Annotated in this window: 30 protein-coding genes, 1 pseudogene and 2 riboswitches; of the genes and pseudogenes, 19 read left to right on the plus strand and 12 right to left on the minus strand. The window is 35.2% G+C overall.

Annotated features, from left to right (window positions below; all coding sequences use genetic code 11):
* The first annotated feature begins 74 nt into the window (after positions 1–74).
* The 3 genes from ptsG to ptsP all read left to right on the plus strand — a co-directional run bounded on the left by ptsG (position 75) and on the right by ptsP (position 4,249).
* On the plus strand, positions 75–2,138 hold the full coding sequence (ptsG, locus tag AC22L0_RS16480; protein ID WP_000473174.1) for a PTS glucose transporter subunit IIABC: 2,064 nt from the start codon (positions 75–77) through the stop codon (positions 2,136–2,138).
* Between the two features lie 135 nt (positions 2,139–2,273).
* A complete protein-coding gene (ptsH, locus tag AC22L0_RS16485; RefSeq protein ID WP_000411080.1) occupies positions 2,274–2,537 on the plus strand; it encodes a phosphocarrier protein HPr in 264 nt (87 codons plus the stop codon).
* Positions 2,537–4,249, plus strand: coding sequence for a phosphoenolpyruvate--protein phosphotransferase (ptsP, locus tag AC22L0_RS16490; RefSeq protein WP_000174207.1), 1,713 nt, complete (start codon positions 2,537–2,539; stop codon positions 4,247–4,249). Before ptsH ends, ptsP begins: the two co-directional genes overlap by 1 nt.
* Before the next feature lie 97 nt (positions 4,250–4,346).
* On the opposite strand, the gene AC22L0_RS16495 is transcribed toward ptsP, so the two are convergent.
* From AC22L0_RS16495 to AC22L0_RS16505, 3 genes are all read right to left on the minus strand, one after another.
* Positions 4,347–4,715 carry a DUF3915 domain-containing protein gene (locus tag AC22L0_RS16495; protein ID WP_000468039.1) on the minus strand — a complete coding sequence of 123 codons (369 nt, stop codon included), beginning with the start codon at positions 4,713–4,715 and terminating at the stop codon, positions 4,347–4,349.
* Positions 4,716–4,911: 196 nt separating this feature from the next.
* Positions 4,912–5,130: a hypothetical protein gene (locus AC22L0_RS16500; RefSeq protein ID WP_000100485.1), complete on the minus strand. Its 219-nt coding sequence runs from the start codon at positions 5,128–5,130 to the stop codon at positions 4,912–4,914.
* A 234-nt stretch (positions 5,131–5,364) separates the two neighbouring features.
* On the minus strand, positions 5,365–5,982 hold the full coding sequence (locus AC22L0_RS16505; protein WP_000180372.1) for a nitroreductase family protein: 618 nt from the start codon (positions 5,980–5,982) through the stop codon (positions 5,365–5,367).
* 327 nt (positions 5,983–6,309) lie between these two features.
* On the opposite strand from AC22L0_RS16505, the gene AC22L0_RS16510 reads away from it, so the two are divergent.
* From AC22L0_RS16510 to AC22L0_RS16525, 4 genes are all read left to right on the plus strand, one after another.
* Entirely contained in the window at positions 6,310–7,602 is a 1,293-nt protein-coding gene (locus AC22L0_RS16510) for a GGDEF domain-containing protein (RefSeq protein ID WP_001023189.1), read from the plus strand.
* 91 nt (positions 7,603–7,693) lie between these two features.
* Complete coding sequence (locus AC22L0_RS16515) at positions 7,694–8,830, plus strand: serine hydrolase (RefSeq protein WP_116291427.1); 1,137 nt, start codon at positions 7,694–7,696, stop codon at positions 8,828–8,830.
* A 4-nt stretch (positions 8,831–8,834) separates the two neighbouring features.
* Entirely contained in the window at positions 8,835–9,713 is an 879-nt protein-coding gene (locus tag AC22L0_RS16520; RefSeq protein WP_000400473.1) for an NAD(P)-dependent oxidoreductase, read from the plus strand.
* Positions 9,714–9,718: 5 nt separating this feature from the next.
* Entirely contained in the window at positions 9,719–10,051 is a 333-nt protein-coding gene (locus tag AC22L0_RS16525; RefSeq protein ID WP_000365624.1) for a DUF3909 family protein, read from the plus strand.
* Between the two features lie 51 nt (positions 10,052–10,102).
* Here the strand turns inward: AC22L0_RS16525 and AC22L0_RS16530 are convergent, their stop codons facing one another.
* From AC22L0_RS16530 to AC22L0_RS16555, 6 genes are all read right to left on the minus strand, one after another.
* Positions 10,103–10,378 carry a hypothetical protein gene (locus tag AC22L0_RS16530; RefSeq protein WP_000054659.1) on the minus strand — a complete coding sequence of 92 codons (276 nt, stop codon included), beginning with the start codon at positions 10,376–10,378 and terminating at the stop codon, positions 10,103–10,105.
* Positions 10,379–10,665: 287 nt separating this feature from the next.
* On the minus strand, positions 10,666–11,178 hold the full coding sequence (locus tag AC22L0_RS16535; RefSeq protein ID WP_000057317.1) for a 1,2-dihydroxy-3-keto-5-methylthiopentene dioxygenase: 513 nt from the start codon (positions 11,176–11,178) through the stop codon (positions 10,666–10,668).
* Positions 11,156–11,794 carry a methylthioribulose 1-phosphate dehydratase gene (locus AC22L0_RS16540; protein ID WP_000811347.1) on the minus strand — a complete coding sequence of 213 codons (639 nt, stop codon included), beginning with the start codon at positions 11,792–11,794 and terminating at the stop codon, positions 11,156–11,158. Before AC22L0_RS16540 ends, AC22L0_RS16535 begins: the two co-directional genes overlap by 23 nt.
* The gene (locus tag AC22L0_RS16545; RefSeq protein WP_000027467.1) at positions 11,791–12,450 is read right to left on the minus strand and encodes a 2-hydroxy-3-keto-5-methylthiopentenyl-1-phosphate phosphatase; all 660 of its coding nucleotides are present in this window, start codon (positions 12,448–12,450) and stop codon (positions 11,791–11,793) included. The genes AC22L0_RS16540 and AC22L0_RS16545 overlap by 4 nt, the downstream gene beginning before the upstream one ends.
* Complete coding sequence (mtnW, locus tag AC22L0_RS16550) at positions 12,447–13,691, minus strand: 2,3-diketo-5-methylthiopentyl-1-phosphate enolase (RefSeq protein ID WP_000014192.1); 1,245 nt, start codon at positions 13,689–13,691, stop codon at positions 12,447–12,449. Before mtnW ends, AC22L0_RS16545 begins: the two co-directional genes overlap by 4 nt.
* Positions 13,692–13,755: 64 nt before the next feature.
* Positions 13,756–13,861, minus strand: a riboswitch (SAM riboswitch).
* A 64-nt stretch (positions 13,862–13,925) separates the two neighbouring features.
* On the minus strand, positions 13,926–15,104 hold the full coding sequence (locus AC22L0_RS16555) for a pyridoxal phosphate-dependent aminotransferase (RefSeq protein ID WP_000765513.1): 1,179 nt from the start codon (positions 15,102–15,104) through the stop codon (positions 13,926–13,928).
* A gap of 14 nt (positions 15,105–15,118) precedes the next feature.
* Between AC22L0_RS16555 and AC22L0_RS16560 the strand changes: the two genes are divergently transcribed.
* The 4 genes from AC22L0_RS16560 to AC22L0_RS16575 all read left to right on the plus strand — a co-directional run bounded on the left by AC22L0_RS16560 (position 15,119) and on the right by AC22L0_RS16575 (position 18,748).
* Positions 15,119–15,982 carry a carbon-nitrogen family hydrolase gene (locus AC22L0_RS16560; protein ID WP_000869881.1) on the plus strand — a complete coding sequence of 288 codons (864 nt, stop codon included), beginning with the start codon at positions 15,119–15,121 and terminating at the stop codon, positions 15,980–15,982.
* Positions 15,983–16,053: 71 nt separating this feature from the next.
* Positions 16,054–16,195, plus strand: a riboswitch (SAM riboswitch).
* A gap of 90 nt (positions 16,196–16,285) precedes the next feature.
* Complete coding sequence (mtnK, locus tag AC22L0_RS16565) at positions 16,286–17,467, plus strand: S-methyl-5-thioribose kinase (protein WP_087967366.1); 1,182 nt, start codon at positions 16,286–16,288, stop codon at positions 17,465–17,467.
* Complete coding sequence (gene mtnA / locus AC22L0_RS16570; RefSeq protein ID WP_000104612.1) at positions 17,464–18,525, plus strand: S-methyl-5-thioribose-1-phosphate isomerase; 1,062 nt, start codon at positions 17,464–17,466, stop codon at positions 18,523–18,525. Before mtnK ends, mtnA begins: the two co-directional genes overlap by 4 nt.
* Before the next feature lie 67 nt (positions 18,526–18,592).
* On the plus strand, positions 18,593–18,748 hold the full coding sequence (locus tag AC22L0_RS16575; protein WP_000393337.1) for a YvrJ family protein: 156 nt from the start codon (positions 18,593–18,595) through the stop codon (positions 18,746–18,748).
* 35 nt (positions 18,749–18,783) lie between these two features.
* Here AC22L0_RS16575 and AC22L0_RS16580 read toward each other — a convergent pair whose 3' ends face one another.
* The gene (locus AC22L0_RS16580; RefSeq protein ID WP_087967368.1) at positions 18,784–19,560 is read right to left on the minus strand and encodes a 3-hydroxybutyrate dehydrogenase; all 777 of its coding nucleotides are present in this window, start codon (positions 19,558–19,560) and stop codon (positions 18,784–18,786) included.
* Between the two features lie 110 nt (positions 19,561–19,670).
* Here AC22L0_RS16580 and AC22L0_RS16585 point away from each other — a divergent pair, with 110 nt between their 5' ends.
* From AC22L0_RS16585 to AC22L0_RS16600, 4 genes and pseudogenes are all read left to right on the plus strand, one after another.
* Positions 19,671–20,003: a PadR family transcriptional regulator gene (locus tag AC22L0_RS16585; RefSeq protein WP_087967370.1), complete on the plus strand. Its 333-nt coding sequence runs from the start codon at positions 19,671–19,673 to the stop codon at positions 20,001–20,003.
* Positions 20,003–20,770 (plus strand): DUF1129 domain-containing protein, encoded by a 768-nt coding sequence (locus AC22L0_RS16590; RefSeq protein ID WP_087967372.1) that lies wholly within the window; start codon positions 20,003–20,005, stop codon positions 20,768–20,770. The genes AC22L0_RS16585 and AC22L0_RS16590 overlap by 1 nt, the downstream gene beginning before the upstream one ends.
* A gap of 13 nt (positions 20,771–20,783) precedes the next feature.
* Complete coding sequence (locus AC22L0_RS16595) at positions 20,784–21,545, plus strand: DUF1129 domain-containing protein (protein WP_087967374.1); 762 nt, start codon at positions 20,784–20,786, stop codon at positions 21,543–21,545.
* Positions 21,546–21,557: 12 nt separating this feature from the next.
* Positions 21,558–21,701 (plus strand): annotated as a pseudogene (locus tag AC22L0_RS16600) (DNA-binding protein); the annotation flags it as partial.
* Positions 21,702–21,716: 15 nt separating this feature from the next.
* Here AC22L0_RS16600 and AC22L0_RS16605 read toward each other — a convergent pair.
* On the minus strand, positions 21,717–22,334 hold the full coding sequence (locus AC22L0_RS16605; RefSeq protein WP_000371605.1) for an ImmA/IrrE family metallo-endopeptidase: 618 nt from the start codon (positions 22,332–22,334) through the stop codon (positions 21,717–21,719).
* 175 nt (positions 22,335–22,509) lie between these two features.
* On the opposite strand from AC22L0_RS16605, the gene AC22L0_RS16610 reads away from it, so the two are divergent.
* The 3 genes from AC22L0_RS16610 to AC22L0_RS16620 all read left to right on the plus strand — a co-directional run bounded on the left by AC22L0_RS16610 (position 22,510) and on the right by AC22L0_RS16620 (position 24,676).
* Complete coding sequence (locus AC22L0_RS16610; protein WP_000288330.1) at positions 22,510–22,803, plus strand: DUF3928 family protein; 294 nt, start codon at positions 22,510–22,512, stop codon at positions 22,801–22,803.
* Between the two features lie 108 nt (positions 22,804–22,911).
* On the plus strand, positions 22,912–23,361 hold the full coding sequence (locus AC22L0_RS16615) for an NUDIX hydrolase (RefSeq protein WP_002005651.1): 450 nt from the start codon (positions 22,912–22,914) through the stop codon (positions 23,359–23,361).
* A 139-nt stretch (positions 23,362–23,500) separates the two neighbouring features.
* Entirely contained in the window at positions 23,501–24,676 is a 1,176-nt protein-coding gene (locus AC22L0_RS16620) for an acetyl-CoA C-acetyltransferase (RefSeq protein ID WP_000552075.1), read from the plus strand.
* 29 nt (positions 24,677–24,705) lie between these two features.
* Here AC22L0_RS16620 and AC22L0_RS16625 read toward each other — a convergent pair whose 3' ends face one another.
* Positions 24,706–25,431, minus strand: a complete 726-nt coding sequence (locus AC22L0_RS16625) for an AAA family ATPase (RefSeq protein WP_487272353.1) — start codon at positions 25,429–25,431, stop codon at positions 24,706–24,708.
* A gap of 216 nt (positions 25,432–25,647) precedes the next feature.
* On the opposite strand from AC22L0_RS16625, the gene AC22L0_RS16630 reads away from it, so the two are divergent.
* Positions 25,648–26,376, plus strand: coding sequence for a DUF4184 family protein (locus AC22L0_RS16630; protein WP_001116847.1), 729 nt, complete (start codon positions 25,648–25,650; stop codon positions 26,374–26,376).
* The last annotated feature ends 20 nt before the right edge of the window (positions 26,377–26,396 follow it).

Consider the following 26,396-nt stretch of genomic DNA (forward strand, 5'->3'; position numbering starts at 1 on the left):
TCTATCTTTTTTTCCTCATGTCTTTTTGGCGTTTGTCGGAAGGTATCAATATAGATAAGAGAGGAAGGGTTTCCATGTTTAAGAAGATCTTTGGTGTTCTTCAAAAAGTCGGAAAAGCGTTAATGCTTCCAGTAGCGATTTTACCGGCGGCAGGTATTTTACTTGGATTTGGTAATGCATTTCAAAATCCACAGTTAACAAATGTTATTCCTGCTTTAAAAGCAGATTGGTTCGTAATGGTTGCAAAAATTATGGAACAATCTGGTGATATTATTTTCGCTAACCTTGCATTATTATTCGCAGTTGGGGTAGCAATTGGTTTAGCTGGTGGAGACGGAGTAGCTGGTTTAGCAGCATTCGTCGGCTACTTAATTATGAACAAAACGATGAGTGTGTTCTTAGAAGTAGATAAGCTAGTGAAAGTAACAAGTTCTGGAGCAGACCCAGTAAAAATTGGATTTGCAGATCCAGCGTATGCAAACGTATTAGGTATTCCAACGCTACAAACAGGAGTATTTGGTGGTATTATCGTCGGTATAGTAGCGGCATATTGCTATAATAAATACTTCAACATTGAATTACCATCATACTTAGGTTTCTTTGCAGGTAAGCGCTTCGTACCGATCGCAACTGCAACATTTTCTTTAATAGTAGGTATTATCATGTGCTTCATTTGGCCATACATTCAAGGTGGCTTAAACACGTTCTCACATCAAATGATTGATGCAAATAGAACAATCGCAGCATTTATATTCGGTTTAATTGAACGTTCATTAATTCCATTTGGATTACATCACATTTTCTATTCACCGTTCTGGTTCGAATTCGGTCAGTATACAAATGCAGCTGGCGAATTAATCCGTGGTGACCAAAAAATCTTTATGGCACAGTTAAAAGACGGTGTAGAATTAACAGCAGGTACATTTACAACTGGTAAGTATCCGTTCATGATGTTTGGTCTTCCAGCAGCAGCTTTAGCAATGTACCATGAAGCACGTCCAGAAAATAAAAAATTAGCAGCAGGTATTTTAGGTTCTGCAGCATTAACATCTTTCTTAACAGGTATTACAGAGCCACTTGAATTTTCATTCTTATTCGTAGCGCCAGTATTATTCGGAATTCACGCTGTATTTGCTGGTCTATCATTTATGACAATGCAAATTTTAGGTGTTAAAATTGGTATGACATTCTCTGGTGGTTTAATTGACTTCCTATTATTCGGTGTATTACCAGGCCGTACAGCATGGTGGTGGGTAATTATTGTTGGTCTTGTACTAGCAGTTATTTACTACTTCGGATTCCGCTTTGCAATTCGCAAATGGAATCTAAAAACACCTGGTCGTGAAGTGGCAAATGCAAATGACGGCGCAGGAAAAGCAGAAGCAGGCGAACTTCCTCGTGAAGTATTAGTAGCACTTGGTGGTAAAGAAAACATTGCTTCTTTAGATGCTTGTATTACTCGTTTACGTGTTCAAGTTAACGAACAAAAGAATGTAAACAAAGACCGCTTAAAAGAACTTGGAGCAGCTGGTGTACTTGAAGTTGGAAATAACATTCAAGCTATTTTCGGGCCGAAATCTGACACATTAAAATCACAAATTCATGATATTATGTCAGGTCGTACACCTCATGTTGAAAAAGAAGAACCTGTAAAAGTGGAAGAAACTCCTCAAAAAGTTGATGAAAATGAAACAATTGTATCACCAATCGAAGGAAAAATCTTACCAATTACAGAAGTACCTGACCAAGTATTCTCAGGAAAAATGATGGGAGACGGATTTGCAATTGAACCAACTGAAGGAACAGTAGTTTCTCCAGTGAACGGTGAGATTGTCAATGTATTCCCTACAAAACATGCGATTGGCATTCAATCTGAAGGCGGAAAAGAAATTTTAATCCACTTCGGTATTGATACTGTAAAATTAAATGGTGAAGGTTTTGAAGCGCTTGTAGCACAAGGTGACAAGGTGAAACAAGGCCAACCATTATTAAAAGTAGATCTTGCATTTGTAAAAGAAAATGCACCATCTATCATTACACCAATTGTCTTTACAAACTTACAACAAGGGCAACAAGTCGAATTGAAAAAAGATGGAAATGTTAAGAAGGGCGAAACCGCTATTATTGACATTCAGTAGGAATTTGACGCAAAATGTTTATAATTATAATAGGCGATGTGGTTGACCGAACATCGCCTATTATATACAATAGATGGTGTAGTACTCACGTCTATACAACTAAAAAATACTGTAATTTAAAGGAGATAAATTATCATGGAAAAAATCTTTAAAGTAACTAGCGACTCAGGAATTCATGCTCGTCCAGCAACTCTACTTGTAAACACTGCAAGCAAATTCGGTTCTGACATTAACTTAGAGTATAACGGAAAGAACGTTAACTTAAAATCAATCATGGGCGTTATGTCTTTAGGCATTCAACAAAACGCAGAAATTAAAATCACTGCAAATGGTGATGATGCAGCTCAAGCACTAGCAGCTATCGAAGAAACTATGAAAAACGAAGGATTAGGAGAATAATGACTCTTAACATTCAAGGGATCGCTGCATCAAGTGGGATTGCTATTGCAAAGGCTTTCAGACTTGAAAATCCTGAATTTAACATCGAAAAGAAATCAATTACAAACGAAGCTGCAGAAATTGCACGCTTAGACGCTGCGCTTGAGAAAGCAAAAACTGAATTAGAAGCTATTAAGGACCACGCATTTGCTGAGCTAGGTGCTGACAAAGCTGCGATCTTTGAAGCACATTTATTAGTGTTAAATGATCCAGAACTAGTAAACCCAGTAAAAGATAAAGTAAATAGCGAAAAAGTAAATGCTGAATTTGCAATGGATGAAGTTGCATCAATGTTTATTTCTATGTTTGAAAACATGGATAACGAATATATGAAAGAACGTGCTGCGGACATTCGTGACGTAACAAAACGCGTTCTTGCACATTTACTAGGAATTAACTTCTCAAATCCTGGTACAATTTCTGAAGAAGTAATCATCATTGCTGAAGATTTAACACCATCTGATACAGCTCAGTTAAACCGTAAGTATGCAAAAGGTTTCACTACTGATATCGGTGGACGTACATCTCACTCTGCAATTATGGCTCGTTCTATGGAAATTCCAGCTGTTGTTGGTACGAAAGTTGTTATGGAGAAAATCCAAAACGGCGATATCGTTATCATTGACGGTTTAGATGGAGAAGTAATCGTAAACCCATCAGAAGAAACTCTTCGTTCGTTTGAAGAAAAGAAAGCGAAATTTGAAGAGCAAAAAGCTGAATGGGCTAAATTAAAAGACCAAGCTACTGTAACAAGTGACGGACATCACGTTGAGCTTGTTGCAAATATCGGAACACCAAATGATGTACAAGGTATTATCGATAATGGCGGAGAAGGCGTTGGCTTATACCGTACAGAATTCTTATACATGGGCCGTGACAATCTTCCAACAGAAGAAGAGCAGTTCGAAGCGTATAAAGCAGTTCTTGAAGGTGTAAAAGAAGGTCAACCAGTCGTTGTTCGTACACTTGACATCGGTGGAGATAAAGAGCTTCCATACTTACATTTACCAAAAGAAATGAACCCATTCTTAGGATACCGTGCAATTCGCTTATGTCTTGATGAGCAAGATGTGTTCCGTACACAACTTCGTGCATTACTTCGTGCTAGCGTATACGGTAACTTAAAAATTATGTTCCCAATGATTGCAACTCTTGATGAGTTCCGTCAAGCGAAAGCGATTTTATTAGAAGAGAAAGCGAAACTTGTAGAAGCGGGTACAACTGTTTCTGATTCTATTGAAGTTGGTATGATGGTTGAAATCCCAGCTTCAGCAGTATTAGCAGATCAATTCGCGAAAGAAGTTGACTTCTTCTCTATCGGAACAAATGATTTAATCCAATACACAATGGCTGCAGACCGTATGAACGAACAAGTATCTTACTTATACCAACCATATAACCCATCTATTTTACGTCTTGTAAAAATGGTTATCGATGCTGCTCATAAAGAAGGCAAATGGGCTGGTATGTGTGGTGAGATGGCGGGCGATTCACTTGCTATCCCATTATTATTAGGATTAGGTTTAGATGAGTTCAGTATGAGTGCAACATCTATTCTTCCTGCAAGAACACAGCTAAGCAAGTTGTCAAAAGCAGAAATGGAAACATTAGCAGAAAAAGCATTAATGATGTCAACTGCTGAAGAAGTTGTTGAACTAGTTAAAAGCATATAATCAATAAAAAAACCTGAGCCGATTTGAAATCGGTCTCAGGTTTTTTCTATGAGAAAAGTAAATCTTATTTGCTTACTATCGAGGATAAGAAACAGAATTAGATAGCGATTGCAACGATATCAGTTGGGCATACACGTAAAATACCAGTAAAAGTATTTCGATTTTGATTGTTCTTATCGTCTTTATTGTTATCTTTGTTATCTTTGTTATTACGAGCTAAAGCAGAGAAAAGAGCAACACCGTTAGCGAAACCTTCAAAAATTACATTATTGAAAGTGCCATTACCTCTAATGCTTAAAAGAGAAAGCTCTGTTCCAACTGAAATGCTAGCAAGTACGTTACATACAGCTGGTTGTTGTGGTCTAACTACTTCTCTCTCTTTCTCGCGATGTTCGCGATGGTCACACTCTCTTTCACGATGATGACAGTCTCTAAAGTTATCACAGCATCCAAATGATCCAAACATAATCCTCATCACCCCCTTCACACTTATAATCTATGTAAGTTCGGTAGTTAGTGACTGGACAGAGAGTGGAATTTTTTCTAGGGGATTTTCTCATTTTAAATGACTAGCTGGGTGTTTAGTATGGAATGATGTTTAAAATAGGGGGAATATAACAAAAAAATGTAAAAACCACCGAAATAAATGAAATGGGTAGCCTTTACACTTTTTTACTTTTATATAAAACGATGATATATACAGGAAGAGCTAGGAGTAGTGGCACAATGGATCGCGCAGTATGTTTTTCTGATTCTAATTGGAATGCTTCTTCTTTTGGAAATTGTAAAATGGAGATGTTTGCGGCATCACCAATAAAATATAGAAGCAGTACAGTTACTATGTAACATAAAAGTGCGATAAAGCTTCCGTATGAACTCAATGAAAATCCCTCTCTTGTTATCTATTTGTTATCATTGTATCACAATTGTAACAAAAATACACGGGTATATTTCAACACCTTAACAAAATTCGACACGAAACGTCACGTTTATTTATGAGGAGGGAATAGAATATACTTTCCCATAAGTATAAATGTCGAATGATTTGTAGTAATATTACAAAAGTATGACAGGAAATAAAAAAACGAAGGCAACGTAGTTACCTTCGTTTTTTATTATTTTGCCCACTCACTCACTTGCTCTACGCTCATGCGAGGTGCAGGGTGGCCTTTTAAAGTTGATTCACCAATTGTAATAAGCATAATTGGAACGTAACGAGATGAAACGTTAAATTCGTCGGTCAGTGCTTGTGGATTGAAGCCACCAATAGCACAAGTATCCCAACCAGTTGCTTTAGCTGCAAGCATAAGTTGCATTGCTGCTAAAGATGCATTTGAAAAGGCAGCATCTCTTGGGAATTGTTCACGAGCATATGCAGATTCAATATTTTTAGCTAAGCGTTCTTTTGCTTCTTCTTTCATAAATCCTTGTTCTACAATTGGACCATATACCGGCTCAACATTTTTATAAGCTTCTAAATCGCCTAAAATAGCGACTACTGCAGAAGCATCAAGAATTTGTTGTTGGTTATAAGCTATTGGGTGTAATCGTTTTTGTACATCTTCACCTTGAAAAACAAGGAATTTCCAGTGTTGTAAGTTCCAAGCGGAAGGTGCTTGTGCTGCGGCTTTTAAAATCTCATGTAATTCTGTAGATGAGATTTCTTTATTTGGGTTGAATGCACGTGTAGATGTGCGTTCATATAGAACATCAAAAAAGTTGTCGTTTGTCATTGTATATCCTCCAAATTGTATATCGAATTATTTTCAAAAAAATAATATACACTACTTACATTTTGTAAGTTATCGAATTTAAGAATATAATATCTTTATTTTAATTGTCAAGTTTTAAAATTTAGCTAGGGCATTCATACAAACGATACAATTCCTACAATCATACACTAAAAAAGGAATTTATAGAGTGAAAAGCGAAGATAACATTCTCAATTAGCTTGTTAATATGTATCTCTCACAAATTAAAGTTTATTGGAGACCAGTCTTTTAAAAAAGTTTGTGAGGAATTCAGTAGAACAAGATATATGAAGTGAGTGAAGACTAGTGATGAACATACTACATTTTTTATTAGAGAATACGGTTTTCCAAAATGTGTTACAAGATCTGCAGTTAAATGTCCTTTATATAGAAAATGGATGTAAGCATCAACAAACGGTAGAAAATATCCATCCAAAATGTATGTTTATAGCAAATAGTTTTGAAGAGGGCGAACTATTATTTCAAAGAACGAAACCACACATTATCATTACGTATGTAACAGATTATTCTCAAATAAAATATATAAAGAATATGTATACTCCGCACAGTACATTCATTGTCATTTGGGATCAACAAATAACAAAAGAATTCACAGATGTACTTGCATTAGGAATACGTAATATTGTAATAGCTCCTGTAACTCCGCAAGCAGTGTTAGAGGAAGTGAATAAGAGTTTGTATCAACTTTCTTTAGTAAGGCAAGTTAGTTTGCAGCAGGAATTGCTTCAAACGATGTTTGATTTTCAAAATGATCTATTATTTATAGTAGAAGATGATGAAATAGTTGATTGTAATACAAATTTTTTAGCTTTTTTCGGATATGAAAATTTGTTTGCCTATCGTGAGCAACATTTAGTATTTGCTGAACATTTTATTAGAGAAAATGGATACTACTCGACGACGCATGATATAACATGGCTAGACGATACTTTATCTAGTGGTAGAAGAATTAAGATGTTAAATTATGAAGGGGCAGTATCTACTTTTCTATTACGTGCGACACCATTGCCAGAAGATTTATCAAGATTTATTGTAAAGTGCACGGAAATTACAGAATTAGATGAAATCTATCAAGAACAAGAAAGACTTGCTATGATAGATTCATTGACAGAGATTTATAATCGTTTAAAGTTTCAACAAATACTAGAGGTAGAATGGGAAAAGGTAATACGTAGTGATGAGAAAATAGCAATCATTTTATTTGATATAGATAATTTTAAAACAGTTAATGACACATATGGTCATGATTTTGGCGATTTAGCATTAATACAACTTGCAGAGCTTATGAAATCTAAAGTGGAGCAGCAACATGTATTTGCAAGATGGGGAGGAGAAGAATTCATTATATTAGTGACAAATACAGTAGAAAAGGAAGCATTTCAAGTTGCGGAGTCATTACGATTCTTTATTGAAACAAAGCAATTTACTGGAATTTCGAAGTTAACAGCTAGCTTTGGAGTTGCGTTATATGAACAAGGAACTACAAGAGAAGAATTAATGCAACGAGCGGACATTGCATTATATGAAGCGAAAAAAAATGGAAAGAATCAAGTATGTGTGTATAGAAAAGAAAAAATGTAATTTTTCGCAACAAATTGTTGCGATTTTTTTTTATTGTTTGATAATAGAATAGGGGGGATAATTTTTAGCGAAGGAATTATGGAGGATCAATATGATAAAAAAAGTAATGGTGATGGCTTCACTGTCTGCTATAGTTGGCGGCGGAGTATACTATTTTCTTGTTAGCCCCAATATAAAGGAAAACACTGTATTAACAACTAAAGTGAATCCTACTATTGAATCGGAAGTACAAGGGAATATAGAAGAAAAAGAAGAGCAACAAATTGATTATGCTAGCATATCTCAAAAATTAGATCAATATTTAGTCGGAAAGCAATTTAATGGAACAGTTTTGGTAACAGATAAAGAGCATGTTATATTGAATAAAGGATATGGGTATGCTGATGTTCAAAATAAAATAGAAAATACGCCTCAAACAAAATATCGTATCGGTTCTATTACGAAAACAGTTGTTGCCACATCTATTTTACAGTTGCAAGAACAAGGTAAATTGAATATTCAAGATAATGTAAATAAATATATTCCTTCATTTCCGGAGAATAAAAATATTACGCTATATCATTTATTAACGCATACCTCTGGTTTACCTGAACATGCGAAAGGAAATGTGAATGCTGCTTCCCGTTTACAGTTAATTAATTGGATTGGACGTCAAAATTTAGAATTTCCTGCAGGAACAGGTTGGAGATATACAGATTATAATTATATGGTTCTTGCTTATATAATAGAACATATCTCCAAAAAACCTTTAGGAGATTACATAAAAGAAAACATATTTATAAAAGCAGATATGCATGAATCCGGTATGGGAAATATGGTACCTGGAGATAAAAATTTTGCAAAGGGTTATGTGAAAAAAGATAAAGAGCTTGTACCAGCGCAGAAGTTAGGCATGGATTGGCTATATGGTTGTGGTGAGATGTATACGACAGTTGGAGATATGAAGAAGTTAGACGAAGCAATTATAAATGGAAAACTTCTTTCTGAACAAAGTATACAAGCAATGTTTTCGCCTTCAGCAGAACGGAAATATGCATTTAGTTTATATATATATCCAGATTATTTTCATAATCATGGTGTGTTATCTGGTTGGAACACTTTCAATAATTTTAATAAAGAAAAAGGAATTTTTGTTATGTTATTTTCAAATGTGAAAAATAGTATGGATGATGACTTTAATAAAGAGTTCCGAAAGATGGTAAATGATTTATTAGAACAAAGGGGATGAGAAAATGGAACATAAAACTGTATCAATAGGTTTCATTGGTATTGGCGTAATGGGAAAAAGTATGGTTTATCACTTAATGCAAGATGGTCATAAAGTATATGTATATAATAGAACGAAAGCAAAAACAGATTCTTTAGTGCAAGCTGGTGCAAATTGGTGTAATACGCCAAAAGAGTTAGTGAAGCAAGTTGATATTGTAATGACAATGGTTGGATATCCACATGATGTAGAAGAAGTGTATTTTGGTATAGAAGGAATTATAGAACATGCAAAAGAAGGTACGATAGCAATTGACTTTACGACATCTACACCTACTTTAGCAAAACGTATTAATGAAGTTGCAAAAAGCAAAAAAATATATACGTTAGATGCACCTGTCTCAGGAGGAGATGTTGGCGCGAAAGAAGCAAAACTCGCAATTATGGTAGGTGGAGAGAAAGAAATATATGATAGATGCTTACCTTTACTTGAAAAGTTAGGAACAAACATTCAATTACAAGGACCAGCTGGGAGTGGACAACATACAAAAATGTGCAATCAAATTGCCATTGCTTCCAATATGATTGGAGTATGTGAAGCTGTTGCTTACGCGAAGAAGGCTGGACTGAATCCAGATAAAGTGTTAGAGAGTATTTCAACAGGAGCAGCAGGTAGCTGGTCATTAAGTAATTTAGCTCCTCGAATGTTAAAAGGAGACTTTGAGCCAGGATTTTATGTAAAGCATTTTATGAAAGATATGAAAATTGCTTTAGAGGAAGCAGAAAAATTACAATTACCAGTCCCAGGCTTAAGTTTGGCGAAAGAATTGTATGAAGAGTTAATTAAGGATGGCGAAGAAAATAGTGGAACACAAGTATTATATAAAAAATATATAAGGGGGTAAACGAGGTGGACCTTCAAAAGTTTGATGAGATGATTGATACTGTACAGCGAGCTACTTGTATGCAAATTAATGAAAGACAAAAAGAAGCTTTTAAACAAAAATATGATTTTGAACCAGAATTTGAATATGGAAGAGATGAGAAGGGGCATTATGTAATTCGAACCTCAAAAAAGATGTTAGAAGAAATGGAGTTTTATTTAGCATTGAAATATGATCGTGATGGAGTGGATCTTTATATGCAAGCTGAGATTGACGGCATATTTTATGTATCTATTAGCTATGGTGAAGATGCCCTACATCTACAAGAATTGTTTCAATTTCTAGAAGAAAATAAATAAAAGTCCTCAAATGAGGACTTTTATTTATTTAGTCATCTTTAATTTTTATAATTATAAGTTAGAAGCCCGGCGGCATCGTTCAACCGGGAACGGGATAATTTGTGCGATGTGATTAGGGCCAAATTGTTTTGTACGAGCATGGCGTATTATATAAAAAGCACACAGAATTGAAACAGGAATAGCGCCGAATAAACCAAATAATAAAGCGCTTACACAAGATGCGACAAATCCTAAAACACCAATTTCTAACTCTTCCATAATAGCTCCTAAAATAACAGGAAATGCTCCGCATGTAACTCCAAGTATAAGTGCGATAAGTAAGCTCATGATTATCCCCCTCTGTTTGCGATATTATTTTCCTTCTTAGTTAATTGTAGTATATCACATATAAAACAGAATTTTCAGAAAAAATTCAATAAATGTTCAACAAATGTTCGAAAAATGCACTTGAAAAATCAGGGTGTTAAATTTGTGATGAAATAGTACTTTCAAGTAAATAAAAAATCAGGCTTATTTCAAAATGAAATAAGCCTGTTCCATAGGAGGATGTATATATGTAGAGTGAATAAAAGTTTGGAAAAGGGGGTCCAAGTCCTTTTATTCAACTAACTACCTTAATAGATTGGAACCCAGCCTTCAGTTGTCACAAAAATACGAATAGCTACAACTTGGCGATCATCTTGCAAGGTAAAATAATGTCTTGCATTTTCAGGAACAGATATTAAATCGCCTGGCTCAAGTTCAACATCAAAGAATTTCCCATCTTTACCTTCAATAGCGAAAATGCCATGACCACTGACGATAAAGCGAACTTCGTCATCTGTATGATGGTGTTCCTTTTGGAAATTAATTAATAATTCGTCAAGGTTAGGGGTGCTATTTGAAAGTGAAATTACATCATGTGCTTTATAACCACGGCGTGCTGAAACATCAGCGATTTCTTTTGAAAACACAGCTAATATTTCAGCTTTGTTTTCATCTGTTAACGAATAATTTTCATTTAAATGAGTAGGAAGTTTAGAAATATTCCATTTCTCATATAAAACGCCTTCCTCTTGTAGAAATTTAGATACTTCCACTTCATTTTCAATACGAGTATTTACTTCATGAATACGAATTTGCGCCATTAGAAACGCCTCCTTGAATTGATAATAGTTTTATATGAAATTGGAATAAAAACTCATAAGCTTCTAATCTCTTCTTTGCATCAAAGCTATCTCGGCCCCATACAGTAATACCGTGGTTACGGATTAATACTGCACCCGAATCTCCTTGTATATGCTTTCGGAAGTTTTCTCCAAGCGTTGGGATATGGGCATGGTTTTCAATAATAGGAATTTGAATTGTTGCACCTTCTTCCCAAATATCGAGTGCTTTAATAATTTCTTGATTTTGAAGGGTGACTGCATCACTATATAAATTTGTGATGACATTATTATCAGTTGTATGAACATGAAGTACGCACCCGGCATTCGTATTGTTATAAATGTGTGTATGCAATATTGTTTCTGCTGAAGGGCGTAATTCAGTCTCTAAAACGGGAACTCCTACATGATCTACTAATAGAAAATCATCTGGAGTGGTTTTTGTTTTATCTTTACCGCTTGCTGTAATAAGAAAAGTAAGTGGTTCATGGCTAACCTTTATAGAAATATTACCACTTGTTGCTGGAAACCAATTTCGTGTTGTTAACTCTTTTTTTAACTCGCTTAAGTCATACCATTGACGAAAAAGTTGTTTCATGCCTTCACCTCCAACAAAAGTTTTAATTCAGCTTGCACATCTTGAAATGTTTCAAACGGTGTATAAGCAATATGATTTTCTTCACACTTTGTAATAAGAAAATCGCGAGCGAATACTTTATCAGCTTGTTTCGCGGCTTGTAAATCAGTAATAGAATCTCCAATTACAATATGAAAGTCATTTGTATCACTTAATTTACGGATTAATGATGATTTACATAATCCGCAATGATTTTGACAATGATCATCACAAGAATGAGGCCATTTAACTGTAATAAACTCTGCTGAAAAGTCTGTTTCATTACAATAAATTTGCTCTTTTGGAATGATTCCTTGTAAGAGTGGATAGACGAAGAAATCCATTCCACCTGATATCACGTAAAAAGAAATGTTATTTTCCTTTACGAATTGTATAAACTCATGAAAACCACTACGGATTTCAGCAGTTTCTATTAAAAATTGAATAATATCATCGTGCAGATTAGTAGGTATTAATTGAAATAATCGAGAAACACCTTCTTGGATGGATAGTTCTTGTGATAAAATTTTATTCTTTACTTCTTCGGCTTCTGGTGGTGCGAATTTTTCCATAATGGACATAATGTTATCATTATTTGTAATCGTGCCATCGAAATCACAAAATACTTGAATACTCATAATTTCACCTCATAAGAGGGATTTCCCCATATTTGTAGTGCACTATGCAAATTTATGTCGTCTACTTCATGGAGTGGTTTATTTTGCAAAGTAGCATCAATTGCAGTACGGAAAGCTTTACCGCCGCCTTGCGCTCCATTTGGATGTCCGTGTATCCCGCCGCCAGCATTAATAACAACATCTTTACCGAAATCTCGTACAATAAAGGGAACGAAACCAGGATGAATACCAGCAGACGGAACAGAAAAGCTCTTCTTGAAAAATGCATCGTCTTCAGTTAAATATTTTGAGATAGCAAGAGCCTCCTCTTTTTCTAGCGCAACACTTCCGTATGGAGATGGGAATAATGAAAAGTCAGCCCCAGCATAACGTAGTAGCTTTCCAAGTAATAATGGTGATGAAACTCCATATAACTTGGATGCTGAATAAGCACCACTTACAGCAGGATGTGCCATAATAGGAACTGGGATTTCATCATCTTCTGCAAGTGATTGTAGTACATCTAGTCCGTAAGCAAATACGTTAAATAATAGAATATCAGCTCCAGCTTGCACTGCACGTTTAGCATTTTCTTTTAAATCAAAAGTTCGTCCTGTTAAATTTAAGGCATATAACGTTTTATGACCGTATGTTTCGTAGACAGATTGTAAAACTTCTTTTCCAGATACAATGCGTTTCGTAAGTGGTGTTAATGCATTTTCAAATAATATTTCATCATCTTTTACTATATCTACACCACCAATTGCTTGATCGCGTAATTGCGTTTTTAAATACCCAATGTTTCGTCCAATCATTCCTTTAAAAATACTCATTAAAAGGGGACGATCATGCACTTGTAAAAGATTTCGAATACCATCTATCCCGAATTTTGGACCAGGAAAATGTTTTTTTAACTCGTCTGAAAAAGTTAAGTCAATTAGTTTTACTTCGCCATCAAGTGATAGCTTTCCAAATGTAGTCGTTAAAATCGCTGGTAAATCTGGACTGAAGTTTAATAGCGGATATTCGATTTTAATAATTCCGCGTTTTACTTTTTTACGTAAATACGAATTGGTATATTCATGTTCAGCTAATTCCTCAACATGAATGACGTTGCCTTTATGCTGCTTTAATTGTTCTTGCAATAAGTGTGGCAAATGAGTCCAAGAGCCAATTGTTAAACCGAGTGCAATTTGCTCAGCTTTTTTTTCTAAGTTATGTGAATCATCATGGATTAAATACGTCGCTATAATTCCGCTCATTGTTATAACCTCCTAGTTAAATAAAAAAACCTCTCAGCTAAGGAGAGGTTTTTTTACAACCAGCTCCTTATCTGTCAGCGTAATGCTGCGAGAATTAGCACCGTGTCTACAATTGTAGATCGGTTGCCGGGTTTCGTCGGGCTCGTCCCTCCACCTGCTCTTGATAAGAAGTATTTAGAAATGTTTAAATTTTTAAGATAACTGAATTTTGTCAGATATTTTTCGTGTTGTCAATTACTTTTTGAAAAAATTTAATTTATCAATTCGATTAATGGCTTCTCGTAATCTATCTTCTGCATGCAAGAGACCAACACGGACATACCCTTCCCCATGCTTACCAAATCCAACACCAGGAGCAACTGCGACATGTGCTTTTTCTAGTAAAATATCAGAAAATTGCTCAGAGGTATATCCTTTTGGAACGGGAAGCCATGCAAAGAATGATCCTTTTGGAATGTCTACATTCCAACCAATTGAGTGACAGGCTGAAATAAGAGCGTTTCTTCGAGATTCGTAACTATTTACAAGGTCTATTACGCAAGACTGTGAACTTAATAGCGCTTCTCGAGCAGCATCTTGAACTGCACCGAATATACTAACATACATATGATCTTGTAATAGGTTAATTGTTTCAATCACACTTTCATTCCCTACAGCAAAAGCGATGCGCCAGCCAGCCATATTGAAAGTTTTTGATAATGTGTAAATTTCAATTCCTATATCTTTCGCACCATCTGCTTGCAAGAAACTAACAGGTTTTTGACCATCAAATCCGATAGCGCCATAAGCAAAATCGTGAACAACTAATATATTATGTTTATTAGCAAAGTGAATGGTTGCATCAAAAAAATCTTTTGATGCAGTAGCACCGGTAGGATTATTTGGATAGTTTAAAAACATTAATTTTGCACGCTCTGCAATAGAGTCATCAATGTTCGTATAATCTGGTAAAAAGTTATTTTCTGCAATAAGCGGCATTGTTTCAAAGTGTGCTTTTGCTAAAGCAACTCCGGATAAATAATCTGGATAACCTGGATCCGGAACGAGAATCGTATCACCAGGATTTGTAAAACAAATCGGTAATTCTACTAGTCCAGCCTTCCCGCCAAACAAAATAGCAACTTCAGTTTTTGGGTTTAATTCGACGCCGTATTCACGTTTATAGAATGTAGCCACGGCTTCCTTTAAGCTTTCATGTCCGCGAAATGGCGGATATTTATGATGAATGGTCTTTTCGGCAGCATCTTGTAAAGCTTTTACGATATGCTGCGGTGTTGGTTGATCTGGATTACCTTGACCTAGATTAATAACATCGTGACCAGCTGCAACGACTTTGTTAACTTTTGCAACAAGTGAAGCGAAAAATTGTGTTGGCAATGATGTTACTATCTCAGAAGGTTGAAATAATTTCATACTTTCCACCTCTTTTGAAAGTTGTTACAATTCTAGTGACAAATGATATAATCTTTCCAGTATTTTGTAAAGAAAAAAATAAGAATGGGGCTGAAAAAATGAAAGTCGCATGTATTCAAATGGATATTGTTTTTGGAGATGTAGAAAAAAATATTGAGAATGCTAAAAATAAAATAAGCGAAGCTATGAAGGAAAGGCCAGATGTTATCGTCTTACCAGAACTATGGACAACAGGATATGATTTAACGAGACTTTCTGAAATTGCAGATAGGGATGGAGTGGAAACGAAAGAAAAGTTAATAGAATGGGCGAAGCAATATGATATACATATTGTTGGTGGTTCTATAGCAAAGCAAACAGAGCAAGGCGTTACAAATACGATGTATGTTGTAAATAATGAAGGACAGCTAGTCAACGAATATAGTAAAGTACATTTATTTCAGCTTATGGATGAACATAAATATTTAATAGCCGGTAATGGTACGGGCGAATTTAAGCTAGATGATGTCGAATGCGCTGGAACAATTTGTTATGATATTCGTTTTCCAGAGTGGATGCGTGTCCATACTGCTAAAGGGGCAAAAGTATTATTTGTTGTAGCAGAATGGCCATTAGTTCGTTTAGCACATTGGCGTTTGCTATTGCAAGCAAGAGCAGTTGAAAATCAGTGTTATGTTGTTGCGTGTAATAGAGCAGGAAAGGATCCAAATAATGTATTTGCGGGTCATTCTTTAATTGTGGACCCTTGGGGTGAAGTTGTAGTAGAGGCGAATGAAGAGGAATCAATTTTATTTGGAGAGCTTGAATTCGAGAAAATTAAAGAAGTACGTAAAGGAATTCCGGTTTTTGCGGATCGCCGTCCAGAATTATACAAATAAAATGTTGACAAGTGATTTTTATTCTTGGTATAGTCTTCAACATAAAGTTAAAAATTCAAAAAATTATACAACTCTTATCAAGAGCAGGTGGAGGGATTTGGCCCGATGAAGCCCAGCAACCGACCGTAATACCATTGTGAAATGGGGCGTTTATTACGCCAAAAGGCACGGTGCTAATTCCAGCAGAAAGTAAAACTTTCTGGCAGATAAGAGGGGAGAAGATAAACTTCAAACCTCTTTCTTAGTGGAAAGAGGTTTTTCTATGTTAGAAAAACCTCTGAATTTAAAAAGGGGGAGAAGACGATGGGATATTATTCATTAACAGAAATAACAGCTGTACAATATGCGAAAGATCATGGCTATTTTGAAGCGAAGGCAAATGTCGTTTGTCATGAAATTGGAGACGGAAACTTAAATTACGTGTTCAAATTAGATGATGGAGAGAAATCCATTATAATAAAACAAGCACTGCCTTATGCGAAAGTAGTTGGTGAAAGCTGGCCATTGTCTATAAAAAGAGCAACGATTGAAAGCAAGGCATTACAAATTTTTGCGCAGTATGTACCGGATTATGTTCCAGTAGTGTACAGTCATGATGAAGAGTTAGCGATAACGGTAATAGAAGACTTATCAAGACTAACAATTACAAGAAAAGGATTAATAGACGGAGAAGAATATCCGCTTTTATCCCAGCATATCGGCCGTTTTCTAGCACATGTTTTATTTTATACTTCAGATTTTGGTTTACAGTCAGAAGAGAAGAGGGTACTAGAAGGTACCTTTGTAAATCCGGACCTTTGTAAAATTACAGAGGATTTAGTGTTTACAGATCCGTTTGGACATTATGATACAAATGATTATGAGCCAGATTTACAGCTCGTGGTTGATGAACTTTGGAGTGATAAAACTTTAAAACTAAAAGTAGCACAATATAAATATAAGTTCTTAACAAGAAAAGAAACTCTTATTCATGGTGATTTACATACTGGTAGTATTTTTTCGTCACCTTCTGAAACGAAAGTGATTGATCCAGAATTTGCGACATATGGCCCATTTGGATTTGACATAGGTCAATTTATTGCAAATCTATTATTAAATGCTTTATCTAGAGAAGAAGAAAAAAGAAGTGTACTATTTTTCCATATAGAAAAGACGTGGAGTTATTTTGTAGAAACTTTTACAAAGTTATGGATTGGAGAAGGTGTAGAAGCATATACGAAAGAAAAACAATGGTTACCAATTATTTTGCAAAATATCTTTACTGATGCAGTTGGATTTGCCGGATGTGAACTGATTCGTAGAACAATTGGTTTAGCTCATGTAGCAGATTTAGATGAAATAGAAAATAAAGAAACAAGAATTCAAGCTAAGAAACAAGCGCTATCCTTAGGTAAAGAACTAATAAAATATGAATCTAAAAGTGCTGATCTTCAACTGTTTCGAATATTATTTCAACAGACAGTTTCAGGGGGCGTAAAAGCGTGAGTACAATTGTTACTGTTCCGAGATCTGTAAGCTGGAAAGGTGATGCAATTGCGGTATTAAATCAAACGAAATTGCCGCATAGCACAGAATACAAAACATTGACGACTATTGAAGAGGTTTGGAAAAGCATCGTAATGTTAGAAGTACGAGGAGCGCCTGCAATTGGAATTGTAGCTGCATTTGGCTTGGCGCTTGCATCAAAAAAATATAACACTGTACATATTGAAGAATTTCAAAAGAAGTTTAATAGAGATTGTAATTATTTAGGAACGTCACGCCCGACAGCAGTAAATTTATTTTGGGCAATTGATCGTATGAGAGAATCTATTCGAGAGATTACTACAATAAAAGAAGCACAAAAAACATTAGAAGAAGAAGCGCTTCGCATTCAGCAGGAAGATGAAGAGGTGTGCCGAAATATTGGGGAATATGCGTTAACATGTTTTAAAGATGGCGATAATATTTTAACAATCTGTAACGCTGGAAGTATCGCAACTGCCAGATATGGAACTGCATTAGCTCCCTTTTATATTGGAAAAGAGAAAGGTGTGCGTTTACATGCATATGCGTGTGAAACGAGACCAGTTTTACAAGGTGGTCGCTTAACGACCTGGGAATTGAAGCAAGCAAATATTGATGTGACCCTTATTACAGATAATACTGCAGCTCATGCTATTCAAACGAAAGAAATAAATGCAATTATTGTAGGGGCGGATCGAATTGTCGCAAATGGAGATACGGCAAATAAAATAGGGACAATGAATTTAGCTATTTTAGCAAAGCACTTTAATATCCCATTTTACGTTGCTGCTCCACTGTCAACATTTGATGTTACGAAAGAAACTGGAGCTGAAATTATTATTGAAGAAAGAGATGAAACAGAAGTTACGAAAATCTTTGGAAAACAAGTAGCACCAATTGGAACGGATGTTTATAATCCAGCATTTGACATAACGCCGAATGAATTAATTACAGGAATTATTACTGAGAAAGGTATTATACGCGGGGACTATAAACGAGAAATTGCATCATTATTTGAAAAACAAGCTAATACATAATAGCTTGTTTTTTTATGCCTAAATGCAGTGTTTTCTCTTACTTATATAATGAAAGGAGGGGAAGAGGATGGAAGAGTGGATCAAGATGATAGGTAATGTAGGGTTTCCGATTGTTGTAACATTATATTTACTCCACCGTATTGAAAGTAAACTAGAGGGGGTAATTGTTGCAATTGAGAAGCTCCCGCGGCAATTACTAAAGTACGAAGATCCTCGGGAATAAAAATAAAGTTTGCTCTTCTTGAGCAAACTTTATTTTTATTGAGCGGTATAACCACCATCTATAACAACAGCTTGTCCCGTTATACCTTTAGCTTTTTCACTCGCTAAAAACATCGCATAATCAGCGATTTCTTGTACTTGTAATAAGCGCTTTTGTGGGACGAGTGGATAAATAACATCTTCTAAAACATTTTCAAGTGGTACATTTCGTGTAGTAGCTAAGTCTTGTAGTTGATTACGTACAAGAGGGGTATCGACATAACCAGGGCAAAGGGCATTAACAGTAATACCATGCGTAGCACCTTCTAAAGCAGCAACTTTTGTTAATCCAATTACGCCATGTTTTGCACTATTGTAGGCAACTTTTCCAGCAAATCCGACAAGGCCGTTAATAGAAGCGACATTAATAATACGACCATATTTTTGTTGTTTCATAATCGGAAAGGCATGCTTAATTGCGATAAACGGAGCAATTTGCATAATTTGAATTAGTAGCTCGAACTTTTCAGTTGGAAAGTCTTCAATGGGTGAAACGTGTTGCATTCCTGCGTTGTTAATTAATATATGTAATGAACCGAAATGATCAACTGTTTGAGAAATTGCTGCTGTAATTTCCTCTTCAGATGTAACGTCACATTTTAAACCGATAGCTTGAAAACCTTCATTTTGTAATTGTTCAGCAGCTTCTTTTGCACGTTCTTCAAGTCGATCGGTAATCACAACTTTTGCACCTTCTTTTGCAAAAGCCTTTCCCATTTCATAACCAATACCACTTGCAGCACCTGTTAAAAAGACAACTCGATTTGTAACCATGATGAAAAACATCCCTTCATAATAAAGTTTTCATAGTGCTCTATTTAGAGAAGCTATAATGAAATTCCTGCAAACATTTGGAAAAAAATATCGTTAGGAGGATTTAAATTATGTCGACAAGTCAAATGCTGAAAGGGATTTTAGAAGGATGCTTACTTGCTATTATTTCTGAAGGCGAAATATACGGTTATGAAATGAGTGAAAAGCTAGCGAAGTATGGTTTTACAATGGCGAGTGAGGGAAGTATTTATCCGTTATTAATACGAATGCAAAAAGAAGGACTAATAACAAGCGTAATGAAGGAATCTCCATCTGGTCCAAAGAGAAAATATTATACATTAGCAGAAAAAGGCGAGGAAGCACTTGGTGAATTTATGGATCGCTGGGAAGCGATGCAAAGTAGTGTAGAGCGTCTACTTGAAGGGAAGGGGAGAAAAAAATAATGCTATCAAGTGAAGCGCGAAAGTTTTTGTTAGATATGAGATTATTTTTGACGGCAAAGAGTGTAAAAGAAAGTGATATTGAAAACTTTTTAGAAGATGCAGAGTTGCATTTAATAGAAGCTGAGAGTGAGGGGAAGAGTGTAGAAGATATTTTCGGAAGCTCACCGAAAGAATATGCAAATGAACTTGTAAAAGTGATGGAAAGGGATAGACAGGAAACGTGGAAGCAAATTGGTTTTACAGTAATGAATATCGTATCGTTTTGGATTATTGCTTCTATCTTAATAGTGAACCATGGAATGTTACAGATTTCACTTATTCAGTGTATCGGTTATAGTTTTTCATTTATTTTAGTTGTTATAGGTCCTAATTTTCTACTTCGCAAAATGACTTTTGTAACAAGTTTTTCAAAAACGTGGTTTTCTATGTGGTTTTTAGTAATGATAGCGCCAATGTGTTTAATGGGAGTCATTATGGTACTAGATGTGATATATCCTACAAAAATGTTTATATTCAATCAAATGCAAAGTTATTTATTGGCTGGTGGTATTTTTATCATTACAGTAGCGGTAAATATGTATTTTGATGGATGGTTTAAAAACTTATATTTAATTATTCCACTTTCGATTATGTTACTATTTAAAACATTTACATCAGAAGATCTCGTGCCAATGTTATTTCAAATTATATGTTTATACGGAAGTTTGTTTATTTTAATCTTCCTTGAAATTATGATGAAGACGAATAGAAGAGAAATGGTTAAATAAGGGAGGGGTTATAATGAAGATTTCTAAAGAAGGTGAAAAGTTTTTAATCGATACGAAAGTATATTTAATAACAAAAGGGATTAAAGAAGAAGATGTGGACGCTTTTCTAGAAGATGCAGAGCTTCATTTAATAGAAGGTGAAAAAAAGGGAAAGACAGTAAGTGACATATTTGGTGACTCACCAAAAGAGTATGCGGAAGAATTAGCGAAAGAGATGGAGAAGGATAAAAGCGGGAGCATAAAAAGTATTTTAGGGATGATTATTGGTATTGGTGGATATTGGTTACTGACAAATATTTTATTTGGAAGCCCCGATCAACAATTTACGTTAACAAATGTACAGTTAATTGGTTATCCTATCGTTTTAATCATTACGATTATTGGAACGATTGTTGCATTTAGAATGTCTTCTTTTAAAAGTAAATTAGTAGAATTTGGAATGATTTATGTAATAGTAATGGTTCCTATTTTATTATTGGTGTTATTGATGTTTATGAATAAATGGTATGGGACACCTGTATTGCAATTGGCGACAATGCAAACATATATATTAGCAGCAATTATCTTTTTATTACTTCTTATTGGTGAAGTATATGTTCTTGGCTGGATGGGTGTTTTTGTACTAATTGTTCCTCTTATGATTATGTTCTTATTTAAAGACTTAGAAGAAAGTAATGTATTTTGGGGAATTACAAAGGTCTTACTTATGTATGGAAGTATATATGGATTAATGAAATGGTCTTTAAAAATTGAAGAAAGAAAAAGTATGAACTAGAAATTCAATAAAAAGCGGCTGCTCTGGATATACCAAAAATTATTTCCAAAGAAATATTATATAGGGATTTTTAGAGGGATTACATTTACATTTAGTTGTCTATTTTTATTTCTAGCAGCCGGGATTTGTTTTGTTGATTGGAATAAGTTGTTTTAAACAGTAACATGAGGGTTACTGTTTTTTTCTTTGTAATAAAGAGCTTTGTAAAGAGAGCGCTTTTTGTTCTGCTGTTAATAAGGAATGAATATGAACGTTTTCTGGACGAGGGACTATCGGATACATAAGATTTGTTGGAGAAGGGTGGTGCTCCGAGCCGGTTGGAGAATGAGGATCTGCATGAGTAAGTTTTCCATGAATACGTCTTGTAAATAAAATATGACCGATTTCGTGAGCGAGCGTATATATATTTTTCATAGGGGCAGCCGAATTTGTTAAAACGATATAGCCAGTAAGTTGCTGTTGTTTTGCTAAAGAATAAGCGCAGGCAATTACTGCTGTTTCTTTGAAATAATCACTGCCAATATAACAAATATAAAGGTCGCATTCAGGAGCTTCATTTACACATGTTTGGAAAAAGGATGCCAACTTTTCTTGACTTTGAATGGAATTTTTATAACTGATTTCACGGTCAAAAAAACGGAAAAGTTCATTTAATACAATTACTTCTTGAATTTGAAATGTAATGGGGTGCCAAATTGATTCTGCAACAGCTAAATCTTTTGCGATGCGGTCATCAGAAATATCGGCGCCGGGAGTAATGCAAATACATATATTGACGTATGGATCCATAAGGAACACCTCAAATAAAAAAAAGTTCTTCCTATAATATATGTGGGGAAAAGATGTCATGTATGGATAAACGCCTTCTTTATTGAATATATAGATGACAAGTCGAAAAAATTTCATAGTTCTATAACATGGTATGGTCGTCTTTTTGATATAGTAAAGGAAAGGGGGAGAATATATGTATACATTAAAAATCGTTTCAGACAGAGAAGCACTTTATCAATTTGCGAGTTATGTAAGAGTTGTACAAGGGGTTGAAGATGTATATGTAGAGGTGGGAGAACCTTTATATGAACATCCTTTAATGAAGTTTTATGTACATATTAAGCTGAAAGAAACATATGAGCAGCATAAAGCGTTACAGGAAATAGCAAGATTAGTAGAATTGGGTCGTTTTACATATGTCCATTATCGTAATGATGAAATTGAGGAAGCTTTTGAAGCTGTAAAATATGAAAGTTTTAAGAAATAAAGATGAAAAAACGGAGGCGAAAGCTTCCTTTTTTTCTTTAAAATTACATGAACAAAAAGAGAGAAATTTTGTTATGATAAGGGAGGTTAGGGAAAGGGGAATTTACATATGGGGTATATTGAAGAGTTACGAAAAGTCGTTGGTACAAGACCGCTTATTCTCGTAGGATCAGCAATCATTATATTAAATGATAAACAAGAAGTATTGCTTCAATATCGTTCAGATACATATGATTGGGGTGTACCTGGCGGGGCGATGGAACTGGGTGAAACGACAGAAGAAACGGCACGTAGAGAGTTATTTGAGGAAACGGGGTTAACTGCAAAAATAATGCAATTTCTTGGTGTTCTATCAGGAAAAGAAGTATATTTCCGTTATCCGAATGGCGATGAAATTTTCAATGTCATTCATCTGTATCAGGCACATCATGTGAGCGGGGAATTAAAGCTCGATCATGAAGGGTTGAAACTTCAATATTTTCCAGTAGATAAGTTGCCAAAATTGAATGAAACGACAGAGAAAATTTTGCAAAAGTTTTTATATGCACTGACAGAATAGAAGGTTAATTCCTTCTATTTTTATTATATTAAATATTTTGATTTTTTAGTATGTTTATAGTATGATAGTTATAGATATACATCTTATGGAATTTCACCTAAAAACTTACTAGGGTACATAAGAGAGGGGCAAGTACAAAATGCATAATGTTGTTATTACAGCTGCAGTTCGTTCGCCAATTGGAACTTTTGGAGGAGCGCTAAAAAATGTAACGCCAGTAGAATTAGCTGTTCCTGTACTTCAGGAAGCTGTAAAACGAGGCGGGGTAGAACCACATGAAGTTGATGAAGTAATTTTAGGTCATTGTATTCAAAGAACTGATGAAGCAAATACAGCGAGAACAGCTGCATTAGCGGCAGGATTTCCTGACACAGTTACGGGATATACAATCCAACGTCAATGTTCTTCAGGTATGCAAGCAATTATGTCAGCTGCAATGCAAATCCAATTAGGTGTAAGTGATGTTGTTGTTGCAGGTGGAGTAGAAGCGATGAGTTCGAGCCCTTATGCATTGAAACAGCACCGCTGGGGACAACGTCTACAGCACGGAGAAATTCGTGATACGGTGTGGGAAGTGTTAGAAGATCCGATTCACCATATTATGATGGGTGAAACAGCGGAAAATTTAGTTGAACAATATGAAATTACAAGAGAGGAACAAGATGAAGTTGCTCTTCGCAGTCATACATTGGCACTGAAGGCAATCGAGTCTGGACACTTTGACGATCAAATTGTTCCTATTACAATAAAAGAACGTAGAAAAGAAGTAGTATTTTCGAAGGATGAGCATCCACGTGCAGATATTACAGCGGAAAAATTAGCAGGGTTAAAACCAGCATTCCGTAAAGATGGGTCTGTAACTGCAGGTAATGCATCTGGCCTGAATGACGGAAGTGCAGTTCTAGTATTAATGAGCGAAGAAAAAGCGAAAGAAAAAGGCTTACAACCGTTAGCTAGAATTGTTGGATATTCAGTAGCTGGAGTAGACCCGAAAATTATGGGTATTGGACCAGCACCAGCAATTCGTAAAGGTTTAGAAAAAGTAGATTGGTCATTGGAAGATGCAGATTTACTTGAAATTAATGAAGCTTTCGCGGCTCAATATTTAGCTGTAGAGAAAGAGTTAGGCTTAGACCGTGAAAAAGTGAACGTAAACGGTAGTGGCGTAGGACTTGGGCATCCAATTGGTTGTACAGGGGCTCGTATTACAGTAAGTTTAATTCACGAATTAAAAAGACGTGGGTTAGAAAAAGGAATTGCCTCTTTATGCGTCGGTGGCGGTATCGGGGTTGCCTTATTTATAGAAGCACTATAAAAAAGAAGCAGCTATTGCTGCTTCTTTTTTTACGACTCAAATAGATGATGAAATAATCGATTACGATTTTCAAAGAAAAGTTTCGTCGTTTGGTAATGCTCAGTTTCTTCTAATGTGGATTCGTGAATCCCTTCTTGTGTTAAAGAATATATAGTGGATTCAGGGTAGGCCATTAAAACAGGAGAATGCGTCGCAATAACAAATTGTGAACCTTGTTCCACTAGCTCATGCATTCGAATAAGCATGGAAAGTTGTCTCATTGGTGATAAAGCTGCCTCAGGCTCATCTAAAATGTATAAACCTTGTCCTGAAAAACGGTTCATAAATAAGGAAAAGAATGATTCGCCGTGAGATTGTTCGTGTAGTGAAACGCCGCCGTAAGATTTTATAGCATCTATTTCATCAATATAAGAAGCAACGTTATAAAATGATTCAGCGCGAAGAAAGAAACCGTCGTTTGGTGTATTGAAACTTTTGGAAATTCGAAGGTATTCATGTAAAGATGAATGTGAATCGTTAGTGCTAAAGCGGAAATTCTTCGTTCCACCTTCTGCATTAAAGCCTAACGCAATTGCAATTCCTTCAAGTAATGTTGATTTACCCGTTCCATTTTCTCCAATAATGAATGTTACATTTGGATGAAAAACTAGTGATTGTAATGTTCGGATAGCAGGTAAGCAGTAAGGATATGCGGAAAAACTAGGGATATTTTCTTTTTTTAATGTAACATTTTGTAAAAAGGGTACGTCAATCAATATATAAACCTCAATTCATAACGGATTTTGATTCTAAAAAGGCGGCAAATACAAGTGTTAATGACACCTGAATTCCTTCCTTATTTTCTGAATATTTTATGTGGATTATATCATTTAAACTATCATATTCCAATGTGAAAATAAATATTGCATGAAGATCCATTCTCTCGTTATGATATATGGTATTCTATTGAAAATGTGAGAAGGAGTTAAAGTATGCCGTTTACATTTGCACATCCAGCAGCAGTTCTTCCTTTTGCGAAAAAGCATTCTAAACATATTTCAGTAACGGCTCTTATATTAGGTAGTATGGCGCCTGACTTTGAATATTTTTTACACTTTAGACCGTATGGTGTTATTGGCCATAAATGGCTCGGGTTCTTATATTTAAATTTACCGCTTGTATTTCTACTCGCATACATATATCACTACATTTTAAAAAAGCCGTTTATAACGCATTTACCTAAACCGTTTGCTGGTTATTATTCATATGCAATAGATGAGAGGTGGGGGCTACATACCTGGAAAGAATTCTTTGTATTTTGCTATTCTGCATTATTCGGTATGCTCACGCATGTTGTTTGGGATGCATTCACTCATAAGACAGGCTATTTCGTTATGAAAATACCATTATTACAAAGAGAATGGTACGGTATCTCTGTTTATAAATATATGCAACATGGAAGTACATGTATTGGTGTTCTACTATTAGTATACGTTTTATGGAAGTATAGAAATGAAATGGGTAAAGATCTTATTTTAGCTTCGGAAAAAAGAAAGTATTGGGTTTCAGTAATTGTTGTAGCAACTATTATATTTATCGTGCACGCGTTCCTAGATCCCTATTTTCATATTTTCCAAATTGGAGGTATAATAGTATCTGGACTGACAAGTTCATTTTGTGGACTTGTCATTGTTTCTATAGTTTACAAAGCCAGGGACTAATTTTATATTCATGAATGATA

The organism is Bacillus sp. LQ01, from assembly GCF_057624735.1.